The organism is Bradyrhizobium sp. TM233 (assembly GCF_036247965.1).
Classification (GTDB): domain Bacteria; phylum Pseudomonadota; class Alphaproteobacteria; order Rhizobiales; family Xanthobacteraceae; genus Bradyrhizobium; species Bradyrhizobium ottawaense.
The window spans coordinates 560,923-579,135 of record NZ_BTIG01000003.1; the positions used below are offsets into that span (position 1 = coordinate 560,923).

18 protein-coding genes are annotated in these 18,213 nt (G+C 65.1%); 8 read left to right on the forward strand and 10 right to left on the reverse strand.

Going from position 1 to position 18,213, the window contains the following annotated elements; all coding sequences use genetic code 11:
- Window positions 1-124 precede the first annotated feature (124 nt).
- The gene (gene dgcA / locus AABA86_RS09775; RefSeq protein ID WP_338306561.1) at window positions 125-1,120 is read left to right on the forward strand and encodes an N-acetyl-D-Glu racemase DgcA; all 996 of its coding nucleotides are present in this window, start codon (window positions 125-127) and stop codon (window positions 1,118-1,120) included.
- Here the strand turns inward: dgcA and AABA86_RS09780 are convergent.
- Window positions 1,090-2,286 carry an MFS transporter gene (locus tag AABA86_RS09780; RefSeq protein ID WP_212250556.1) on the reverse strand — a complete coding sequence of 399 codons (1,197 nt, stop codon included), beginning with the start codon at window positions 2,284-2,286 and terminating at the stop codon, window positions 1,090-1,092. The genes dgcA and AABA86_RS09780 overlap by 31 nt on opposite strands.
- Before the next feature lie 75 nt (window positions 2,287-2,361).
- Here AABA86_RS09780 and AABA86_RS09785 point away from each other — a divergent pair, with 75 nt between their 5' ends.
- Window positions 2,362-3,798, forward strand: a complete 1,437-nt coding sequence (locus AABA86_RS09785; protein ID WP_338306562.1) for a hypothetical protein — start codon at window positions 2,362-2,364, stop codon at window positions 3,796-3,798.
- A gap of 203 nt (window positions 3,799-4,001) precedes the next feature.
- Here the strand turns inward: AABA86_RS09785 and AABA86_RS09790 are convergent, their stop codons facing one another.
- Window positions 4,002-4,358 (reverse strand): hypothetical protein, encoded by a 357-nt coding sequence (locus AABA86_RS09790; protein WP_338306563.1) that lies wholly within the window; start codon window positions 4,356-4,358, stop codon window positions 4,002-4,004.
- A 146-nt stretch (window positions 4,359-4,504) separates the two neighbouring features.
- On the opposite strand from AABA86_RS09790, the gene AABA86_RS09795 reads away from it, so the two are divergent.
- Window positions 4,505-4,822 carry an antibiotic biosynthesis monooxygenase family protein gene (locus tag AABA86_RS09795; protein ID WP_212250562.1) on the forward strand — a complete coding sequence of 106 codons (318 nt, stop codon included), beginning with the start codon at window positions 4,505-4,507 and terminating at the stop codon, window positions 4,820-4,822.
- Window positions 4,823-4,854: 32 nt separating this feature from the next.
- Here the strand turns inward: AABA86_RS09795 and AABA86_RS09800 are convergent, their stop codons facing one another.
- Window positions 4,855-5,298, reverse strand: coding sequence for an RbsD/FucU family protein (locus AABA86_RS09800; protein WP_338306564.1), 444 nt, complete (start codon window positions 5,296-5,298; stop codon window positions 4,855-4,857).
- A 165-nt stretch (window positions 5,299-5,463) separates the two neighbouring features.
- On the opposite strand from AABA86_RS09800, the gene AABA86_RS09805 reads away from it, so the two are divergent.
- A complete protein-coding gene (locus AABA86_RS09805) occupies window positions 5,464-7,257 on the forward strand; it encodes a caspase family protein (RefSeq protein ID WP_338306565.1) in 1,794 nt (597 codons plus the stop codon).
- Window positions 7,258-7,364: 107 nt separating this feature from the next.
- Here AABA86_RS09805 and AABA86_RS09810 read toward each other — a convergent pair whose 3' ends face one another.
- The 4 genes from AABA86_RS09810 to AABA86_RS09825 all read right to left on the reverse strand — a co-directional run bounded on the left by AABA86_RS09810 (window position 7,365) and on the right by AABA86_RS09825 (window position 11,110).
- Window positions 7,365-8,348: a threonine/serine dehydratase gene (locus AABA86_RS09810; protein WP_212250565.1), complete on the reverse strand. Its 984-nt coding sequence runs from the start codon at window positions 8,346-8,348 to the stop codon at window positions 7,365-7,367.
- Window positions 8,349-8,410: 62 nt separating this feature from the next.
- Entirely contained in the window at window positions 8,411-9,454 is a 1,044-nt protein-coding gene (locus tag AABA86_RS09815; RefSeq protein WP_338306566.1) for a glycosyltransferase family 4 protein, read from the reverse strand.
- A 13-nt stretch (window positions 9,455-9,467) separates the two neighbouring features.
- Window positions 9,468-10,280 carry a UDP-2,3-diacylglucosamine diphosphatase gene (locus tag AABA86_RS09820; protein ID WP_028143308.1) on the reverse strand — a complete coding sequence of 271 codons (813 nt, stop codon included), beginning with the start codon at window positions 10,278-10,280 and terminating at the stop codon, window positions 9,468-9,470.
- 221 nt (window positions 10,281-10,501) lie between these two features.
- Window positions 10,502-11,110: a TetR/AcrR family transcriptional regulator gene (locus tag AABA86_RS09825; RefSeq protein ID WP_338306567.1), complete on the reverse strand. Its 609-nt coding sequence runs from the start codon at window positions 11,108-11,110 to the stop codon at window positions 10,502-10,504.
- A gap of 102 nt (window positions 11,111-11,212) precedes the next feature.
- On the opposite strand from AABA86_RS09825, the gene AABA86_RS09830 reads away from it, so the two are divergent.
- Window positions 11,213-11,593, forward strand: coding sequence for a DUF4267 domain-containing protein (locus AABA86_RS09830; RefSeq protein ID WP_212250568.1), 381 nt, complete (start codon window positions 11,213-11,215; stop codon window positions 11,591-11,593).
- 79 nt (window positions 11,594-11,672) lie between these two features.
- Here AABA86_RS09830 and thiD read toward each other — a convergent pair whose 3' ends face one another.
- A complete protein-coding gene (gene thiD, locus AABA86_RS09835) occupies window positions 11,673-12,473 on the reverse strand; it encodes a bifunctional hydroxymethylpyrimidine kinase/phosphomethylpyrimidine kinase (RefSeq protein WP_212250569.1) in 801 nt (266 codons plus the stop codon).
- Between the two features lie 314 nt (window positions 12,474-12,787).
- Between thiD and AABA86_RS09840 the strand changes: the two genes are divergently transcribed.
- Together AABA86_RS09840 and AABA86_RS09845 are read left to right on the forward strand one after the other, a co-directional pair.
- On the forward strand, window positions 12,788-14,770 hold the full coding sequence (locus tag AABA86_RS09840; protein WP_445083453.1) for a PAS domain S-box protein: 1,983 nt from the start codon (window positions 12,788-12,790) through the stop codon (window positions 14,768-14,770).
- A 96-nt stretch (window positions 14,771-14,866) separates the two neighbouring features.
- On the forward strand, window positions 14,867-15,112 hold the full coding sequence (locus AABA86_RS09845; RefSeq protein WP_018317369.1) for an Lrp/AsnC ligand binding domain-containing protein: 246 nt from the start codon (window positions 14,867-14,869) through the stop codon (window positions 15,110-15,112).
- Window position 15,113: 1 nt separating this feature from the next.
- On the opposite strand, the gene AABA86_RS09850 is transcribed toward AABA86_RS09845, so the two are convergent.
- Window positions 15,114-16,040, reverse strand: coding sequence for a cytochrome c (locus tag AABA86_RS09850; RefSeq protein WP_212250573.1), 927 nt, complete (start codon window positions 16,038-16,040; stop codon window positions 15,114-15,116).
- A gap of 156 nt (window positions 16,041-16,196) precedes the next feature.
- On the opposite strand from AABA86_RS09850, the gene AABA86_RS09855 reads away from it, so the two are divergent.
- Window positions 16,197-16,613, forward strand: coding sequence for a CHRD domain-containing protein (locus tag AABA86_RS09855; RefSeq protein ID WP_028143311.1), 417 nt, complete (start codon window positions 16,197-16,199; stop codon window positions 16,611-16,613).
- Window positions 16,614-16,786: 173 nt separating this feature from the next.
- Here the strand turns inward: AABA86_RS09855 and AABA86_RS09860 are convergent, their stop codons facing one another.
- Complete coding sequence (locus tag AABA86_RS09860; protein ID WP_338306569.1) at window positions 16,787-18,070, reverse strand: cystathionine gamma-synthase family protein; 1,284 nt, start codon at window positions 18,068-18,070, stop codon at window positions 16,787-16,789.
- Window positions 18,071-18,213 lie beyond the last annotated feature (143 nt).

Below are 18,213 nucleotides of genomic sequence, written 5' to 3' on the forward strand. Positions count from 1 at the left end.
CCCGTGCCGGGGCGGAGAAAATCAGATAGTTGCGCACGCGCCCTTACCCAGAGAAGGTATCCCCAAGTGGTTAATGTTAGTTGCTAGAGGTAACTAGCAGGTTCAGATTTCGCCAGAGTTCAAAATGACTTCCATGAAATTTGCTGCCCTGGCGGCGCGAATCGAGCGCTTCCCGATCGCGGGCAGCTTTACCATCAGCCGGGGGGCCAAAACCGAGGCTGTGACTGTCGTGGCGGAGGTCCGCCGGGACGGGCTGACCGGCCGCGGCGAGTGCGTGCCCTATCCCCGCTATGGCGAGACGCCCGAGGCGACGCTTGCTGCCATCCAGGCGATGCAACAGGCCGTCGCGGACGGGCTGACGCGGCAAGCCCTCCAGGCCGCCATGGCGCCCGGTGCGGCCCGAAACGCCCTGGACTGCGCCCTGATTGATCTCGAGGCCAAGGCGGCGGGCCGGCGGGCCTGGAACCTGCTGGGTCGCCCGGTGCCGGGCGAGCGCACCACGGCGTACACGATCTCGTTAGGGACCCCCGAGGCCATGGCCGCCGCCACCGCCAAGGCGGCGCACCGGCCGCTGCTCAAGATCAAGCTCGGCGGCGACGGCGATCCCGAGCGGATCGCCGCGGTGCGCAAGGCCGCTCCCGAATCCGAGCTGATCGTCGATGCCAACGAGGCCTGGACCGAGGCCAATCTGGCGCACAATCTCGCCGCCTGCGACGCGGCTGGCGTCACCCTCGTGGAGCAACCACTGCCCGCGGGCAAGGACGAGGCGCTGGCGCGGATCAAGCGGCCGCTCGCGGTCTGCGCCGACGAGAGCGTGCATGACCGCTCGTCGCTGGCCCCCTTGCGCGACCGCTACGACGCGGTGAACATCAAGCTCGACAAGACCGGCGGCCTCACCGAGGCCCTCGCGATGGCGGACGCCGCGCAGGCGCTCGGCTTCGAGATCATGATCGGCTGCATGGTCGCGACCTCGCTGTCGATGGCCCCCGCGATGCTGGTGACGCCGCAGGCGCGCTTCGTCGATCTCGATGGCCCCTTGCTGCTGGCGCGCGATCGCGATCACGGCCTGCGTTATGACGACAGCCTGGTCTATCCGCCGGACGCTTCGCTCTGGGGCTGAGAATTGAGCCGGTGCCGCGCCGACCAGATCAGAAGCGCGCCGGCCGCGGCCATCGCAGCCATCACGTAATACAAGCCGTCGCCGATGCGGGCGTAGATCGCGCCTGACGCGATCGAGGTCGCAGCGCTGAGCAGTCCGCTGCACGCGGCGTGGTAGCCCTGCCCCCGCGCGATCTGATGCGAGGGCACGCGCTGCACCAGGAGATTCATCGTGCCGACGACGGTCATGCCGAAGCTGAGGCCGTGGCCGAGCTGCACGATCGCGAGCAGCGCGAGCGGCGGCTCATTGGCAGTGACGATCCAGCGCAGCACGGCGCTCGAGCCTCCGATCGCGATCATCGTGGATGGATGCAGCGAGAAGCGCGGCGACAGCGCGAACACCACGATCTCCGCGATCACGCCCAGCGTCCACAGGCCCGCGATCGTGAGCCCGCTGATCCCATGGAGTTGCCAGTTGATGGCCGAGAAGGTGTAGTAGGCGACGTGGCTGCCCTGAATCAGCGCGGCCGAGACGATGACGGCCCAGAAGCCGGCATCGCGCAGCAGCGCCTTGCCGGCATGTCTCTCCGTGGTCTTGCGCCTGACATCGTCCAGCGGCCGAAGCAGCAGGCCGGCTGCGACCGCAACGACGGCCCATGCGACGATGACCCAGATCAGATCACGCGCGGCGATGCTGTCGACGAGATAGCCGCAGGCGAGCGAGCCGGCGGCGAAGGCCGCCGAGCCCCACAGCCGCAAGGGTCCGTAATCGAGGCCATAACGGGCGACGCCGCGCAGCGCATAGGCATCGGTCAGCGGCATCGTCGGCGTCCACATCATGCAGGTCAGCGCGTAGATCAGGAACAGCGCCAGCGGCTGCTGCTGCAGGCCGACCGCCGTAAAGCCGATCGCGGTCGCCAGCACCGACACCATCATGCCGGCGCGAATGGCATGTCGCTTTTCGGCGAAGGCGGTCACTTGCGGCAGCGTGGTGAAGCGCGTGATCGCCGGCAGCGCGTTGATGAGCCCGATCCAGCCCGCGTCGACGCCGATCGCCTTCAGCCACACCGGAAAGAACGGCAGATGCGTGCCCGAGACCGCGAAGACAGCCGAATAGAACAGGGCGAGGCTGACGGCGAATCGCCGTTTCGCCGATGCTGGCGTGGGGATTTGTGATTCGGGTGCCATCAAACCAATTGCGATTCGGTCGATATCGTGGTGATCGTTACTGTAACGCGCGGTGATTTGCGCGACGAGATCGCAATGGCCAACGAAGCATTCGCCCTTTCGCCCATGTCTGCCCGCGCGGCCGAGCCGAACGAGCAGGATTACGACGCGATCCGCGAAGCCTTCATGGAGACGGCGCGCGGCCGCTGGTTCCTCGGCGAATACGCCAAGCGCAACCGCAACGCCGACACGAGCATGGTGCTCGACGCGGTCGCGAAAATCGAAGAAACCCTTGCGGCGCAGCGGCAACCCGTCGTCGAGGACCGCCTGCCCGAAGCCCTGGTCGAGATCCGCCGCGCGATCCGCGAGGCCGAGACGATCGCCGTCGCCGCCTTCGATCCCGCTGCGATCGAGACGAGCCTCGCCGCGATCCCGCGCGGCGTGCGCATCATCAAGGAGATCTCCTGGCGCTGGCGCGAGATCGGCGCCGACGGGCGAATCTGCGACCTCATTGATTCGCAGCTCGCCTCGATCGAGGCCGCCTGCGGACAGATTTCGACCATCGACCCCCGCGTCGAGCTCAAAGCCGCATTCGATCTCTTGAGGGATCGGGTGGAGCAGACCGACGGCGGCGCAACGCCGCAGGCGGCGTCTCCCGCGTCCGCTCCGGTGCAGGAGGCGCCGTCATCCGCCGCCGAAGCTCCGCCTGCCGAGACCGCGCCCGCTGCGATGGCGAGCGAAGCACCCGTGGCTTTTACGGAGCCGCCGCAGGATGTCGCCGCGGCCGCCGAGCCCGAAGCAGCCGCTGACGCGACCGTCGCCACCGAAGCGTTCGCCGAGGCGGAACAGGCAATGGACGCGGCTGTTGCGCCGAAGATTGCGGCCGAGAGCCAGATGGCTGTCGAGAGTGCCGCGCTGGACCAAGTCGCGCCTGAAGACGTCGCGCCCGAAGCCGTCTCGTTTGAGGAGCCAGCCACGGACACCGTCGGCTTCGCGGAAGTCGCTGACGCGTTCGCGCTCGATGCAGCCGCGCAGGCCGAGGACGACGCGGTGCTGGAGGCCATCGCGCTGGAGATGGCCGCGCCCGATCCTGATTTCGACGAGATCATCGCGCCGGTCGAGATGGACGCGGTCATTCCGGAGCCGATGGTGGCGGAGGCCGCAGCGCCAATTGCCGCAGAGCTTGCCGAGCCGATCGCGCCTCAGCCGGTCGCCGCTCCAATGGTGGAAGAGCCCGCCCACGCGCCGATCGCGATGGACTCGCTCGCGCGCCTCACCGACGCCATCGCGGAGGCCGCCGCCGAGGTGATGGAGCAGCAGGCCCCGGCCATGGCTGCGACGGCGAATCTCGCCGCAGCGCCGACAACGTCGCTGCCGACGCCCACGCCCTTGTCTGCTGCCTTGCCCGAGACCTCGCTCGGCGCCACCATCCTGGCCAGCGGCATTCTGCAAAAGCCCCGCGCGCCGGCCAACGATCCCCTCGCCCCGATCCGCCGCATGACCCAGGCCGAGAAGATCGCGTTCTTCTCGTAAGGCTCAATCACCTCATGTCCCGGACAAGCTGCAACGCGCAAGCGATGCAGCGTAGCGCCGGGACCCAGAGACCATGCTCGCCGCTGCTACATGGGCCCCGGCTCAGCAGCGCACCGCTGAAGAAGCGCTGCGCTGCGTCCGGGACACGAGAGCGGGGAAGAGGTGCACACTCTCTCTACATCGTCATTGCGAGCGTCACGCAATCACCCGCAATTCCACACCGCACCGATCGGCGTGCGGGTCCAGCACGGACCAAAACTGCCGCCGTTGTAGCGGCCGCCGTTGAAGCCGGGGCGGCCGAAATAGTGCCACTCGCCGTCCCAGCGGTAATATTGCGGCACAGGGTCGATGTACCAATGGCGCCGGTCGGCGCGCGACATTCGGCGCATCGCGTCCTTCTGCTTGTAGAGCGGAATGCTGTTGCTCAGCGGCTGCCGATAGCCCGGCAGGAAACCGTAGCCGCGCCAGACCGGCGCCGGCCGCTTCTTGAGGGATTCCGCCGGAGCTGCGGACGGCAGCGACACGATGAGAGCAACAAACAGACACACAAGGCGAGACATGGATCGACCATAGACAGTCGATCGCGCGATGACCATTCAATTTCGAGTGCAAATTTGATCGAAACCGGGTCGCGACGTAACAAAAGCCATCACGCGAACGAACAGGAGATCGAACGGCAAGAATGCGATCAACCACGAGGGGAAACATGATCGGCGAAGTGATTGTGATGGGTGACCTGAAGCTGCGGGACGGCGCCTCCGTCGACGAGCACGACCGATTGGGCGGGCGCATGTACGACATCGTCAGCCGCATGCCGGGCTTTCTGTCGCTGAAGTCCTTCAAGGCCGAGGACGGCGAGGAACTCACCGTGTTCCGATTTGACTCGGAGGAAGCGCTCGAAGCCTGGCGCACGCATCCGGAGCACGTCGAGACGATGAAGCGTGGACATGCCGAGTTCTATGCCAGCGGCTTCCTGCAGATCTGCAAGGTGATCCGCGAAGTCGGACCCTTCGAGCACGCCTGAGACGTCCCCGCGTCACCGTATCGCAGCGTCAGCTAGCTGATCACACCCTTCCTGATCAGGAAGCAGCCATAGCCTCGGCTGTCGCCGACTTGCACCACGCCGAAGCCCGTCGCCGCCGCGCGGTAGAAATCCGGACGCGAGAGCTTGCCGGGAGCAACGGCGCGTCCGACCGCGCGCTCGATCTCGGCCAGCACGGCCCGCTGCACGTCTGGGACGCGGTCGGGATCGTCGACCGGCGCCATCACGCGCACCGGATCGGGATCGAAATCGTCGAGCGGATAGAGCGTCATGATGGCGCGGACGGCCGTCTCCATCGTCATGCCCGGCAGCTGGATCAGGCGCTGCGACGACGTGCTGCGGGCGATGTGCGTGGCCGGGTGGTTGGCGTCGACGACCACGAGATCGTCGCCGTGGCCCATGGAGGCCAGCAGCCAGAGCAGGTCGGGCGTCAGGATCGGATCGATCGACTTCAGCATGTGACGGCGGTTCCTCTCATCGATCGCTCACCATAGCAGGTTCCGAGCGTGATTCAGATCACGCAGGGCCACCATGGTGAGAGGGATCACGGACTTCAAGCTCGAACGCGGCGAGGCTCCCCCGCAACCAATCTCGCATCGAGATCAGTGCCAAAGGAGCACGCCATGTTCCGCCTAAGACCTTTCCTGATGACGGCCAGCCTTGTGGGAAGCCTGTTCGGCTTCGCCTGCGGCCCCGTTTCCGCGCAAGTTGCCCCGGTCGAGCCCGCCCCCACTGCGCTGCAGGGCCCGGAGCAGCGGGTGGCGCTGGTGATCGGCAATTCGAACTACCAGAACGCGCCGCAACTCGCCAATCCCGACAATGACGCGCAATCGATGGCGCAGTTCCTGAACTCCGCCGGCTTCGAGGTGGTTGCCGCGACCGACCTGACCCAGAACGACATGCTCCGTGTGGTCCAGGACTTTTCCGCAAAAGTGTCCGCGCGCGGTCCGAACACGGTGGCGATGGTCTATTACGCCGGTCACGGCGTGCAGCTCGCCGGCGAGAACTATCTCGTTCCCGTCGATGCCAAGGTTTCGAGCCAGACCGAGCTCGTCAACAATTCGGTGCGTCTCGTCGACGTGATGTCGACGCTGGAGACGATCCCGAGCCGCATGCGCATCGTCATTCTCGATGCCTGCCGCAACAACCCGTTCCCGACCGTCAATGACGCCGGTCGCGGCCTTGCCATCGTCGATGCGCCGAACGGCTCGATCGTCGGTTACTCGACCGCGCCGGGCGCTGAAGCGCTCGACGGCACCGGCGGCCACAGCCCGTATACGCAGGCGTTCCTGAACGTCGCGCGCGAACCCAACGTGCCGATCGAGCAGCTGTTCAAGCGGGTCCGCCTGCAGGTGAACCAATCCACCAGCGGCGCGCAGATCCCGTGGGAGAGCTCCTCGCTGACCTCGGACTTCACCTTCTTCGGCGACACCGCGGTTGCCGCCAACCGCGCGCCCGTCAATACGCCGGTGGTGCAGATGGCCTCCAACCTGCCGAGCCGCTCGACGCGTCAGGCCTATGACTACGTCGTGTCCGAGGGCCGGCCGGAATATTATCAGGAGTTCATCCAGATGTATCCGCACGACCCGCTGTGCGACCACGTCCGTTGGCTGCTCAACAACATCCTGCTCTCGCAGGCCTGGCACAAGGCGGTGCTGGTGAATTCGCCGGTTGCCTACAAGAGCTTCTACGACAGCTACGGCACCAGCCCTTATGCGCAAATGGCGCTGAAGCTTCAGACGCAGCCGAAGCAGATCCCCTTGATGCAGGCGACCAAGTTCCTGGCGCCGCAGAACATTGCTCCGACCTTCAAGATCGGCAGTCTCGGCCAGCCGAAGTATATGCCGCTGCAGCAGGGTAATGGCGGTGGTCAGATCAACGGCAATCTGCCGATCGTGCAGAAGCCGGTCGACGGCAATGTCATCGGCAAGCTCGGCAATGGCGGCCAGATCGGCAATTTGCCCTCAGGCAACAACCAGCCGAACGGCACGCCGTCGCAGACGCCGGGCAAGATCGTCACCCTGCCTGCGCCGACCAACACGACCACCAACAATGGCGGCATCGGCAAGATCGTGACCCTGCCCGCGGGCAACAACAAGCCGGACGCCGGCAACGGCACCCCCGGCAAGATCGTCAGCATGCCGGTGAATGTCGGCAAGGGCGGCACGAAGGTCGAGGCGAAGCCGGTCAACGTCCAGACGCAGAACAACCCGATCCGCGTCAACAACGGCAACATCGGTATCGTGAAGCCCAACAACAACCCGGTGAACAAGGTGCAGGTCCAGAACAACAACCGTCCGCAGTTCAACACCACGAACCGCAACGTCAGCAACGGCGGCAACAACTTCCGCCAGTCGATGAACCAGGCGCCAAGCATGAACAATGGCGGCAACAACCACCGCGGCTTCATGCACTGATCGCGATCAGCGAAACGACAAAGGGGCAGAGCGGAAACGCTCTGCCCCTTCTTCATGTCGGTTCTTGCTCGTTTCGGGCTCTCGCTTGGCGAGCCCCGGAATGGCGGCTAGGCCACCAGCTCCGCAAACAAATCCGCATCGACATTGCCGCCTGAGAGCACGATGACGACGTTCTTGCCGGCCACATCAAGACGTCCCGCAAGCAGTGCGGCGAGGCCGACGGCACCGCCGGGCTCGACCACGAGCTTCAGCTCGCGATAGGCGAACGCGACGGCGGCGCCGACTTCCTTGTCCGACGCCGTGACGCCGCGCGCCAGCAGCTTGCTGTTGATCGCAAAGGTCATCTCGCCGGGGATCAGCGCCATCAGTGCGTCGCAGATGGTGCGGCCCGCGGGCCCATGCGGCTCGCGATGGCCCGCCGTCAGCGAAAGGCCGTGATCGTCGAACGCCTCGGGCTCGGCCACCACGATTTCGGCGAGCGGATAGCGCGCCTTCACGGCGGTTGCGACGCCCGCGATCAGGCCGCCGCCGGACGCCGGCGCCACCACGATGTCGGGGCTGAGACCGAGCGTTGCCATGTCCTCCGCGATCTCGCGGCCGGCGGTGCCCTGCCCTGCGATCACGAAGGGATCGTCGTAAGGCCTGACCAGCGTCGCGCCGCGCTTCTCGGCGATGCCGCGCGAGATCGCCTCACGGTCGTCCTTGTCGCGATCATAGAGCACGACCTCGGCGCCGTAGGATTTGGTACGCTCGCGCTTCGACAGCGGCGCATCCGCCGGCATCACGATGGTCGCCTGCATGTCGAGGATCTTTGCCGCCGCCGCCACACCCTGGGCGTGGTTGCCGGAGGAGAACGCGACGACACCGCCGGCGCGCTTGTCCTGCGGGATCGAGAACACCTTGTTGAAGGCGCCGCGGAACTTGAACGAGCCGGTGCGCTGGAGCATCTCCGGCTTCAGGAAGACCTTGGCGCCGACGCGCTCGTTGAGCACGGGAAAGGACAACAGCGGGGTGCGGATGGCGTAAGGCGCGATCACGCGCGCTGCGGCGTCGATATCGGCAGGGCCGATCGGGAGGAGCTGTTCGGTCATATCAGACCTTATCGCGGCCACCGCAGCGCGGGCAAGACACCTCCGCGCGAGGATTTTTCTCTTCAGGCGACGAAGCGTGGCTGTTCCGCCGCGTTCCGGCCCGGCAGCACCGCGCCGACCGCCTCAATGCTGGCCACAAAGGCCCTCGCCGAGGCTTCCCAGGTGTAATTGGCGGCGAACGCGACGCAGTCCTGCCGGGAAATGTCCAGCGCCGCGAAGCAGGCGCTGCGCAGGTCGTGATCGAGCGCGCCGACCGGGGCATCGCCGATCACGTCGCGGGGGCCCTTCACCGGGAAGGCGGCCACCGGCAGGCCGCTTGCGAGCGCTTCCAGCAGCACCAGGCCGAACGTGTCGGTCTTGCTCGGGAACACGAAGACGTCGGCGGCCGCATAGATGTCCGCCAGCGCCTCGCCGTGCTTCTCGCCGAGGAAGATCGCGTCGGGATAGGCCTCTTCGAGCAAGGCGCGCGCGGGGCCGTCACCAACGATGACCTTGGTCCCGGGCAGCTCGAGATCGAGGAAGGCCTCTAGATTCTTCTCCACCGCGACGCGGCCGACCGACAGGAACACCGGTGCCGGCAGGCAAAGGTCGATGGCGCGGGGGTGGAACAGATGGGTGTCGACGCCGCGCGGCCACAGCACGACATTGTCGAAACCACGCTCGGTCAGCTCGCGGGCGAGCGCAGGCGTTGCCGCCATCACGGCGCGGCTGGGTGCATGGAAGCGGCGCAGCGCCCGCCAGATCAGCGAGCCCGGCACCGGCACGCGGGCGCGGACATATTCGGGAAAGCGGGTGTGGAAGCTGGTCGTGAACGGTAGCCTGCGCTGGCGGCAATAGCGACGGACCATCAGGCCGATCGGCCCTTCGGTCGCAATGTGGATGCTGTCGGGGCGCGCCTCCTCGATCAGCTTTGCGATGCGTGCGGGACGGGGCATCGCCAGCCGCACGTCGCGATAGCTCGGCATCGCAAAGGTGCGGAAGGATTGCGGCGTCAGGAATTTGAATTCGACGCCGAGCGCCTCCGCGGCGTCGGCTAGCTTGGTCAGCGTCCGAACCACCCCATTGACTTGCGGGTGCCAGGCGTCGGTCGCGACCAGGATGCGCATCAGGCGACCTCTGTTATGCAGCTCGAGCTGCGACCTGCGGGACGGCTGCCGGCTTCTGCAAATGATCCGCCCAGGTGATGATCTCGAAATGGCCGTCGTCGTGCTCGACGAGCGCCGTGCAGCTCTCGACCCAGTCGCCACAATTCATGTAGCGAATGCCGCCCTCGTCGCGGATCACGGCGTAATGGATGTGGCCGCAGATCACGCCGTCGGCGTCGTGGCGTCGCGCCTCGGCGGCGAGCGCCTGCTCGAACGCGCCGATGTAATTGACGGCGTTCTTGACCTTCTGCTTGGCCCATTGCGACAGCGACCAATAGGGCACCTTGAACAGGCGGCGGAAGAAGTTGACGAAGCGATTCATCTGGATCGCGAAGTCGTAGGCCTTGTCGCCGAGATGGGCGAGCCAGCGCGCGTTCTGCACCACGAGGTCGAAGATGTCGCCGTGGATGACGAGATAACGCTTGCCGTCCACGCCGGTGTGGACGGTGTTCTCGACCACGTCGATGCCGCCGAAATGCGTGCCGTAATAGTTGCGCAGGAACTCGTCGTGATTGCCGGGGATGTAGACGACCTTGGCGCCCTTGCGCGCCTTGCGCAGCAGCTTCTGCACGAGGTCGTTGTGGGATTGCGGCCAGTTCCAGCTCGATTTCAGCGCCCATCCGTCGACGATGTCGCCGACGAGATAGATCGTGTCGGCATCATGGTAACGCAGGAAGTCGAGCAGAAGATCGGCTTGAGAACCGCGGGCTCCAAGATGAACGTCGGAGATGAACAACGTGCGAAAGCGCCGCTCCGGGCTCTCGTCACTCACATCGTAGCTTCCCATGCGCGCCAGCCTGTAACAATGTCCCGTGACAGGGGGATGACCAATTGAACCTTCGAGGCACCTTCAAATACGAATCACGCCTTGCCTCGCCCTCCCCGCGAATATCAGTCGCATGCGACAATCAGGCGACATGACGCCGCAGCGGGATCGCGCAAGAGGCCCGGCGCGGCAAACGACCGGGATCGGACCTCAAAAGCCCGTTGAACGATGGGCCAAGACAGTCATTCAACCGGTCGACGTGATCCGCGGGCAGGTTTGCCGTTTGGGGCACCGACGATGGCCCGAACCACCAGTGCGATGCGCTCGTCGCGCGCGCCGGGCCTAATTCGGTTCGAACCTTCGAGTTCAGCGAGCCCGTGCAGGGCCGCCCAAAATGTCTCGGTCACGAGAGCGACGTCGACGCAAAATGGCATGACGACCGCGGCAAGGGCCTGAAAGGCGCCGTGCAGTTCCGGCCTGCTTCCAGCTTCGGCGAACCGCAAATTCGTCGGAAGGACGAACATGGCCTCATAGAGTGCAGGATGACGTCGTGCGAAGGCGAGATAGGCCAGCGCAACATTCTTTATTGGGTTTTGTCCGGACGATCCGCTCGCCGCTTCCCGCAGAGCCGTCGTGATCTCCCGGAAGCCTTCGACCGCAACTGCAGCAACGATCGCATCCCTGTTTTCGAAATGCGAATAGAGCACGGGCTGACTATGTTCGATCTCGTCAGCCAGGCGACGGATCGTAACAGCACTCCATCCCTCACGCTCGGCGACCGCGCGGGCTGCGGCGATGATACGGTTCTCGCGTTCCGCCCTTTGCCTGTCTTTTCGCTCAGCAATCCCCAAGCTTCGATCTCCCGGAACAGATGCCCAACACTGTCCACAATATCGTTACTTGATAATCTAGCAATGCTAGATATTTTGAAGAGGTGGAATGGATGAGTTGAAATGCATTGGCTTTCGCTTGGGACTGCACTGCTTGTGGCGCTTGCGATCATCGTGATCGGCAGCGGCTATATCCTGAGCCCGCGGACCGCGACACACAGTTTCGGTCTACCGCTGCCAGAAGACGGCCCCAACGTCGCCTGGTGGCTTCGTCTCAAGGGCGTTCGCGACATCGCGTCGGGACTTACCGTCTTGGCGTTGATGGCATGGGGCTTCCCCCGCGGGGTCGGCATCGTTCTGTTTGTTGAAGCCGTCATCCCAATTGGCGACATGCTGCTCATTCTTGCGGCCAACGGCTCCAAGAGAACCGCGTTCGGCATTCATGGTGTCACGGCGGCGCTCATGGTCCTGGCATCCATCCCCTTGATGATGGACGTGTCCTGAGATGATCGCCCTCGCATGGACCTCGTCCTGACGGCCGCAGCCTGTTGCGGAAACAAGCTGGCGCACCGTTCACTGCGGGTCAGTAAAACCTATGGAAATGATGGATCGGGCCGTGGCCGTGCCCGACGCTGAAGCGGTCGGCGGCCGCGATCGCCGCGCTGATCCAGGCCTTGGCGTTGCGCACGGCGCTTTCCAGATCCTCGCCCTTGGCGAGTCCCGCCGCGACCGCCGAGGACAATGAACAGCCGGTGCCGTGGGTGTTGCGTGTGGCAACCCGCGGCGCCGCAAGCGTGATCGTGCTTTCGGATGTGACCAGATAATCGGTGCTCTCGGCGCCCTCGCCGTGCCCGCCCTTGATCAGGACCGCACGGCAGCCCAGCGCCAGCAGGCGATGCCCCTGGCTTTCGATCTCGGCCTCGCTTGCCGCGACCGGCTCGTCGAGGAGAGCCGCGGCCTCCGGCAGATTGGGCGTGATCACCGACGCCAGCGGTATCAGTTTCGTGCGCAGGGCGTCGACGGCCTCGGCTGCCAGCAGGCGGTCGCCGGAGGTCGCCACCATCACGGGGTCGAGCACGACATGTCCGGGCGCCCAGCGCGACAGCGCGGCCGCGATCGCATCGATGCTGGCGGCCTGGGCCACCATGCCGATCTTCACCGCACCAATGTCGAGATCGGAGAACACCGCATCGATCTGCGCGGTGACGAATTCGGCCGGCACCGCATGAATGCCGGTGACGCCGCGCGTGTTCTGCGCCGTCAGCGCGGTGATGGCGGAGGCGCCATAGACGCCGAGCGCGGCAAAGGTCTTCAGGTCGGCCTGGATGCCGGCGCCGCCGCTCGAATCGGAGCCGGCAATGGTGAGTGCGACCGGGGTCGTCATCGCCGGGCACATTTGCTGGATAAGGACACCGCCATGGCCTGTCCTAGCGCGGCCGTGGAACACCGGCAAGCGCCGCCGAGCCGTGTCCGACGGTGATTCGCGACGCCGTGTGCTCCCTGCGAATCAGGCAAACAGCGGGCCGGCACGCCCCGCAATCGTGCGGACTTGAAAATGCAACCGCGCCGGACCCTTGGTATAGTCTCGAACCTCACGTGCTTCGCCGATGAGCGAGACGTCAGAGTGGAACTGTCCAGCGACACCCATGTTGCGGGCGCCCGGCCCGCAAGCCGCCTGGAACGGAATCTTGGGGTGGAATGATGTGGGCCTTTTTTGAACGTCTCCTCGACTCGTCCATGCTGTCGCCGCACGGCATCTGCCTGTTGTGGGAGCCTGAGCTGATCTGGCTTCACGTCGTTTCCGACGCCTGCATCGCCGCCGCCTATTTTTCGATTCCGTTTGCCCTTGCGATCCTGGTCACCAAGCGGCGCGACCTCAAGTTCGGCTGGGTCTACTGGGCCTTCGCGATCTTCATCATGGCGTGCGGCCTGACCCATGTGCTGTCGATCTACACGCTCTGGGTCCCGGTCTATGGCATCGAGGGCATGGTCAAGGCGGCGACCGCGGTGGCGTCCGTGGTCACGGCGGGCGCGCTCTGGCCGCTGCTGCCGAAGATCCTGACGATCCCCTCGCCGTTCGAGTTGCGGCAGGTCCAGGCCGCGCTCGAGGAGGAGGAAATCAAGAGCCGGGACGCGACGCTGCTGCTCCAACAGGTCAGCGACGCCCAGCGCGCGATGCGCGAGAGCGTGGCGCGCCTCACCGCGATCGTCGAGACCGCGGTCGACGGGGTCATCCTGTTCGACGCGCAGCACCATATCCTGCTGTTCAATCCGGCCTGCGAGCGCTTGTTCGGCTACTCCGCCGACGAGGTGATGGGCCGGAACGTCAGGATGCTGATGCCCGAGGCGGGCACCGCGCCCGACAGCCACGCAAGGCATTTGGCGACCGCCGGCGAGGCCATCGGCCTGCGCAAGGACGGATCGACCTTTCCGATGGACGTGTCGGTCGGCCGGACCCGGCAGGACGGCGAATTGATCTTCGTCGGCATCGTCCACGACCTGACCACACGCAAGCTGACCGAGCAGCAGCTCCAGCAGGCGCAGAAGATGGAGACGGTCGGTCAGCTCTCCGGCGGCATCGCCCACGACTTCAACAATCTGCTCACCGTCATCATCGGCAACGCCGAGCATCTGAGCGAGCAGCTCAAGGCCAGGCCAGACCTGCGCCGCTTTTCCGACGACATCTGCCAGTCGGGCGAGCGGGGTGCCGAGCTGACGCAGCGACTGCTCGCGTTCAGTCGCCGGCAGTTGCTGCAGCCCCAGACGATCGATTGCCGGGGCCTGCTCGAGTCCATGTTCAAGCTGCTCAAGCGCACCTTGCGCGAAGACATCGAGATCAGGACGGCCTCCGGGGCCGGCACGATCGTGGCCTTTGCGGATCGCGCCCAGCTCGAATCCGCGGTGCTCAACCTTGCGCTCAATGCGCAGGATGCGATGCCGGCCGGTGGTCACCTGTCCTTGAGCACGGAGTTGACCGCGCTCGACGACGACTATCGCGCCCTTCACCCCGAAGTCGCATCCGGGGCTTACGTGTTGATCTCGATCACCGACGACGGCGAAGGCATGACGCCGGAGGTCACCCGGCGCGCCTTCGAGCCGTTCTTCACCACCAAGGAGGTCGGCAAGGGCTCGGGCCTCGGCCTCAGCATGGTCTATGGCTTCGCCAAGCAATCCAATGGCCATGTCACGATCTACAGCGAGCCAGGCCTTGGGACGACGGTCCGGATCTATCTGCCGCGCGCGGACATCGGATCATCGCACACCGAGCTTTCCGACGGCGAGGACGCGGCGCCGCGAGGATACGAGACGATCCTGATCGCCGAGGACGATCCGTTCGTTCGCTCCTCCGCCATTCGCAGGGTGGAAGCTCTCGGATATCGCGTCGTTGCCGCGGTCAACGGCAAGGAGGCCTTGCAGCAGCTGCGCACCGATCCCGGTATCGACATGCTGTTCACCGACATCGTGATGCCCGGCGGCATGAGCGGCTGGGAGCTCGCCGACCAGGCGCGGCGGATTCGTCCCGGCCTGCCGGTCCTGTTCACCTCGGGCTACGCACTGGAGACCCTGGTCGAGCAGGGCCACGCGCATGCGCAGGCGATCGTGCTGACCAAGCCCTATCGCAAGGTCGAGCTCGCCCAGCGGCTCAGAGACGCATTCGCCGCGGCGGTCGTGGCCACCTGAGGCGCCGGACCGGCATCTGGTGGCCGGCAAGTCCGCTTGCTAAATGGTGCCGGGTTTGGCCTATTAGCCGCCAGATACGCTTTCGGAGTGCCCGCGATGGTTCCTTTTTTCGTCCAGATCAAATGCAAGCTCGGCCAGTCCTATACGGTCGCCAATGCGCTTGCCGAAGCCGAGATCGCTTCCGAGATCTACTCCACGGCCGGCCAATACGACCTCCTGGTGAAGTTCTACGTCGACAAGGACACCGACATCGGCCACTTCGTCAACGAGAAGGTGCAGGTGCTGCCGGGCATCCAGGACACCCTCACCATCATCACCTTCAAGGCGTTCGGCGCCAGCTGAGCTAACCAGCTTCCTTGCGCTTGGGCCGCGGCGGACCATCGACCGGCGGCAGCGATTTGAGATAGTCCGCCATCGCCGCAATATCCGCGTCGGACAATTGCGAGGTGTTCTTGATCACACGCCTCATCGCGCCGCCGACGCTGTCGCCGTCGGGCAATTCGCCGGTTTTGAGGAAATAGGCAAGATCCTTCGCGCTCCACTCGCCGAGGCGCTTCTGGGTGATGTTGGGCACCCAGCCCTCGCCTTCCGGATTGGGCCCGCCGGCAAAGCGCTGGCCTGCGATGATGCCGCCGAGCGCGTTGCGCGGGCTGTGGCATTCGGCGCAATGGCCAAAGCTGTTGACGAGATAGGCGCCGCGATTGAATTGCGGCGACTTGGTGCCGTCGGCAACGAGCGGCTTGTCGTGCAGAAACAGGAATTTCCAGACGCCGATGTTGCGGCGGATGTTGAAGGGAAAGCCGACGTCGTGGTCGCGCACCTTGCCGGCCACAGGCGGCAGCGTCTTCAGATAGGCAAAGAGATCGAGCACGTCCTCGCGCCTTGCGTGCTGATAGGACGTATAGGGGAAGGCGGGAAAATAATGCTGCCCGCCTGGCGAAACCCCGTGCATCACCGCGTTGACGAAGTCGGCGTCGGTCCATTTGCCGATGCCGTCGTTCGGATCGGGGGAGATGTTCGGCGCGTAGAACGTTCCGAACGGCGACTTGATCGCGACGCCGCCCCCGAGCCTGACACGGTCGGGCTGGTTGGGCGTGGCGTGGCACGACGCGCAGCCCCCGGCATTGAACATCGCCTCGCCATTGGCAAGGTTTGCCACATGGGCCGGCGCGTTGCCCACAGCCGCCACCACCGGCGCGCTGAGCCACCAATAGACGACGCCGGCAGCGAGCGCGGCGAGCAGCCCCGCGAGAATTGTTCGTTGCAACATGGGTATCCATTCACTCGACGCGGCGAACCTAAGACCGATGTCGCCGCGGCTCCAGCCACGAAGAATTTAGCCCGCCCTGGCCGGAAACGGGAATAAACTGAAATGCCGGCTGTTGGAAAGTCTGGCAGCCCGAACGGGTTCAGCAGGGAGAATGTCATGAATAAGACCGTCATTGCCGCCTTAGCGCTCGGTGCCGTTGCTTTTGCAGGTCCGGCCAGCGCCGAAAAGCTGAAAGCAACGCTCGACGGCAAGTCCGAGGTGCCGGCAACGACCAGCAGCGGCACCGGAACCGCCGATCTGGACTATGATGCCGCCAGCAAGAAGCTGTCCTGGACGGTTACCTATTCCGGGCTGTCCGGCCCCGCCACCGCCGCCCATTTCCACGGCCCCGCGGAGGCCGGCAAGAACGCCGGCGTCGCCCTCGCGATCCCGAATGCGACCGCCAGCCCCGTGAAGGGCGAAGCGACGCTGACCGACGCGCAGGCTGCCGATCTGCTCGGCGGCAAACTCTACGTCAACATCCACACCGCGGCCAATCCGGGCGGCGAGATCCGCGGTCAGGTGACGAAGTAAGCCGCGACGCTGCTTCGTTGCGTGAAGGCCGGGCGCAGGAGGGGCGTCCGGCCTTTTCGATTCTGGCCGCGCCTAAAGCGCGATGCGATCAGGATGAATCGTCATCGCGCTTTAGGTTGTTGTTTAAGCATGATCTTTTCGGAAAACCGCTGCGCACTTTTCCGGATCATGCTTTAAGCCGCGTTCAGCGCCTGCGTGAGGTCGGCGATCAGATCGGAGGGGTTCTCGATGCCGATCGAGAGCCGGATCGTGGAATCGAGCACGCCGATTTTCCGGCGGATGTCGGCCGGAACGCCGGAGTGGGTCATGGTCGCGGGCAGGCTCGCGAGCGATTCCGTGCCGCCGAGACTCACCGCCAGCTTGAGGATCTGCAGCGCGTTGAGGAATTTGACCGCAGCGTCCTTGCCGCCGACGATGTCGAACGAGAAGGTGGATCCCGCCCCCAGGCATTGCCGCGCGAACACACGCCCGGCCGGCGAGGCCTCCTCGTGATGACCGAGATAGTGGACCTTGGCGACCTTGGGGTGATCGCGCAGATAATCCGCCACGAGGCGCGCATTGGCATCGGCTTTTTCCATGCGCAGGCTCAGCGTCTCGAGCGAGCGGTTGATCATCCAGCAGGAATGCGGATCGAGCTGGGTGCCGATGGCGCCGCGGAGCGCCTTGATGCCTTTCATCAGCACCTTCGAGCCGAGCGCGGCGCCCGCGATCAGATCGGAATGACCGCCGACATATTTCGTGAGCGAGTATAGGGAAATGTCGGCGCCGTGCTCGATCGGCCGCTGAAATACCGGTCCGAGCAGCGTGTTGTCGCAGGCGATGATCGGCGTGTGTCCCTGGGCCTTTCCGATGGAATCGGCAATGCGGCGGATCATGGCGACATCGACCAGGCCGTTGGTCGGGTTGGCCGGGGTTTCGATCAGGATCATCGAAACGCGGCCCTTGCCCATGGCCTCCTCCGAGGCCTGCTTGACGGCGGCTTCGTCGATCCCATCGGCGAAGCCGACGGCGCCGATCGACAGGCGGGCCAGCGTGTTCGTCAGCAGCGTTTCCGTCCCGCCATAGAGCGGCTGGGAGTGCAGAATGACGTCGCCCGGGCGAACGAAAGCCAGGATCGTGGTGGCGATGGCCGCCATGCCGGAGGAGAACAGCGCGCAGCTCTCGGTGCGCTCGTAGATCGAGAGCCTGTCCTCGACGATCTCGCTGTTGGGATGATTGAAGCGCGAATAGACCAGGCCCGCGCCCATGCCTTCCGGCGGCTCGCGCCGGCCGGCGACGAAATCGAAAAAGTCCTGCCCGTCATCGGCGGTCCTGAACACGAAGGTGGAGGTCAGGAAGACCGGCGGCTTGATGGCGCCTTCCGACAGCTGCGGATCATAGCCATAGGTCAGCATCAAGGTTTCGGGATGCAGCATATGGTTGCCGATGTGGGTCTTCGACGGAAACGGTTTTGCCATGGCCTGTCTCGCTGTTCTGCTTGAAGCCGCGCCATGGACTCCTGATGAGGCCGTCGGGAGCGAGATGCGCCAATTTCCAACAGCTCACGTCAATGCCGCGGCGACTGCAGCCAAGATAGCTGCTCTCACAGCGATCCGTCAGG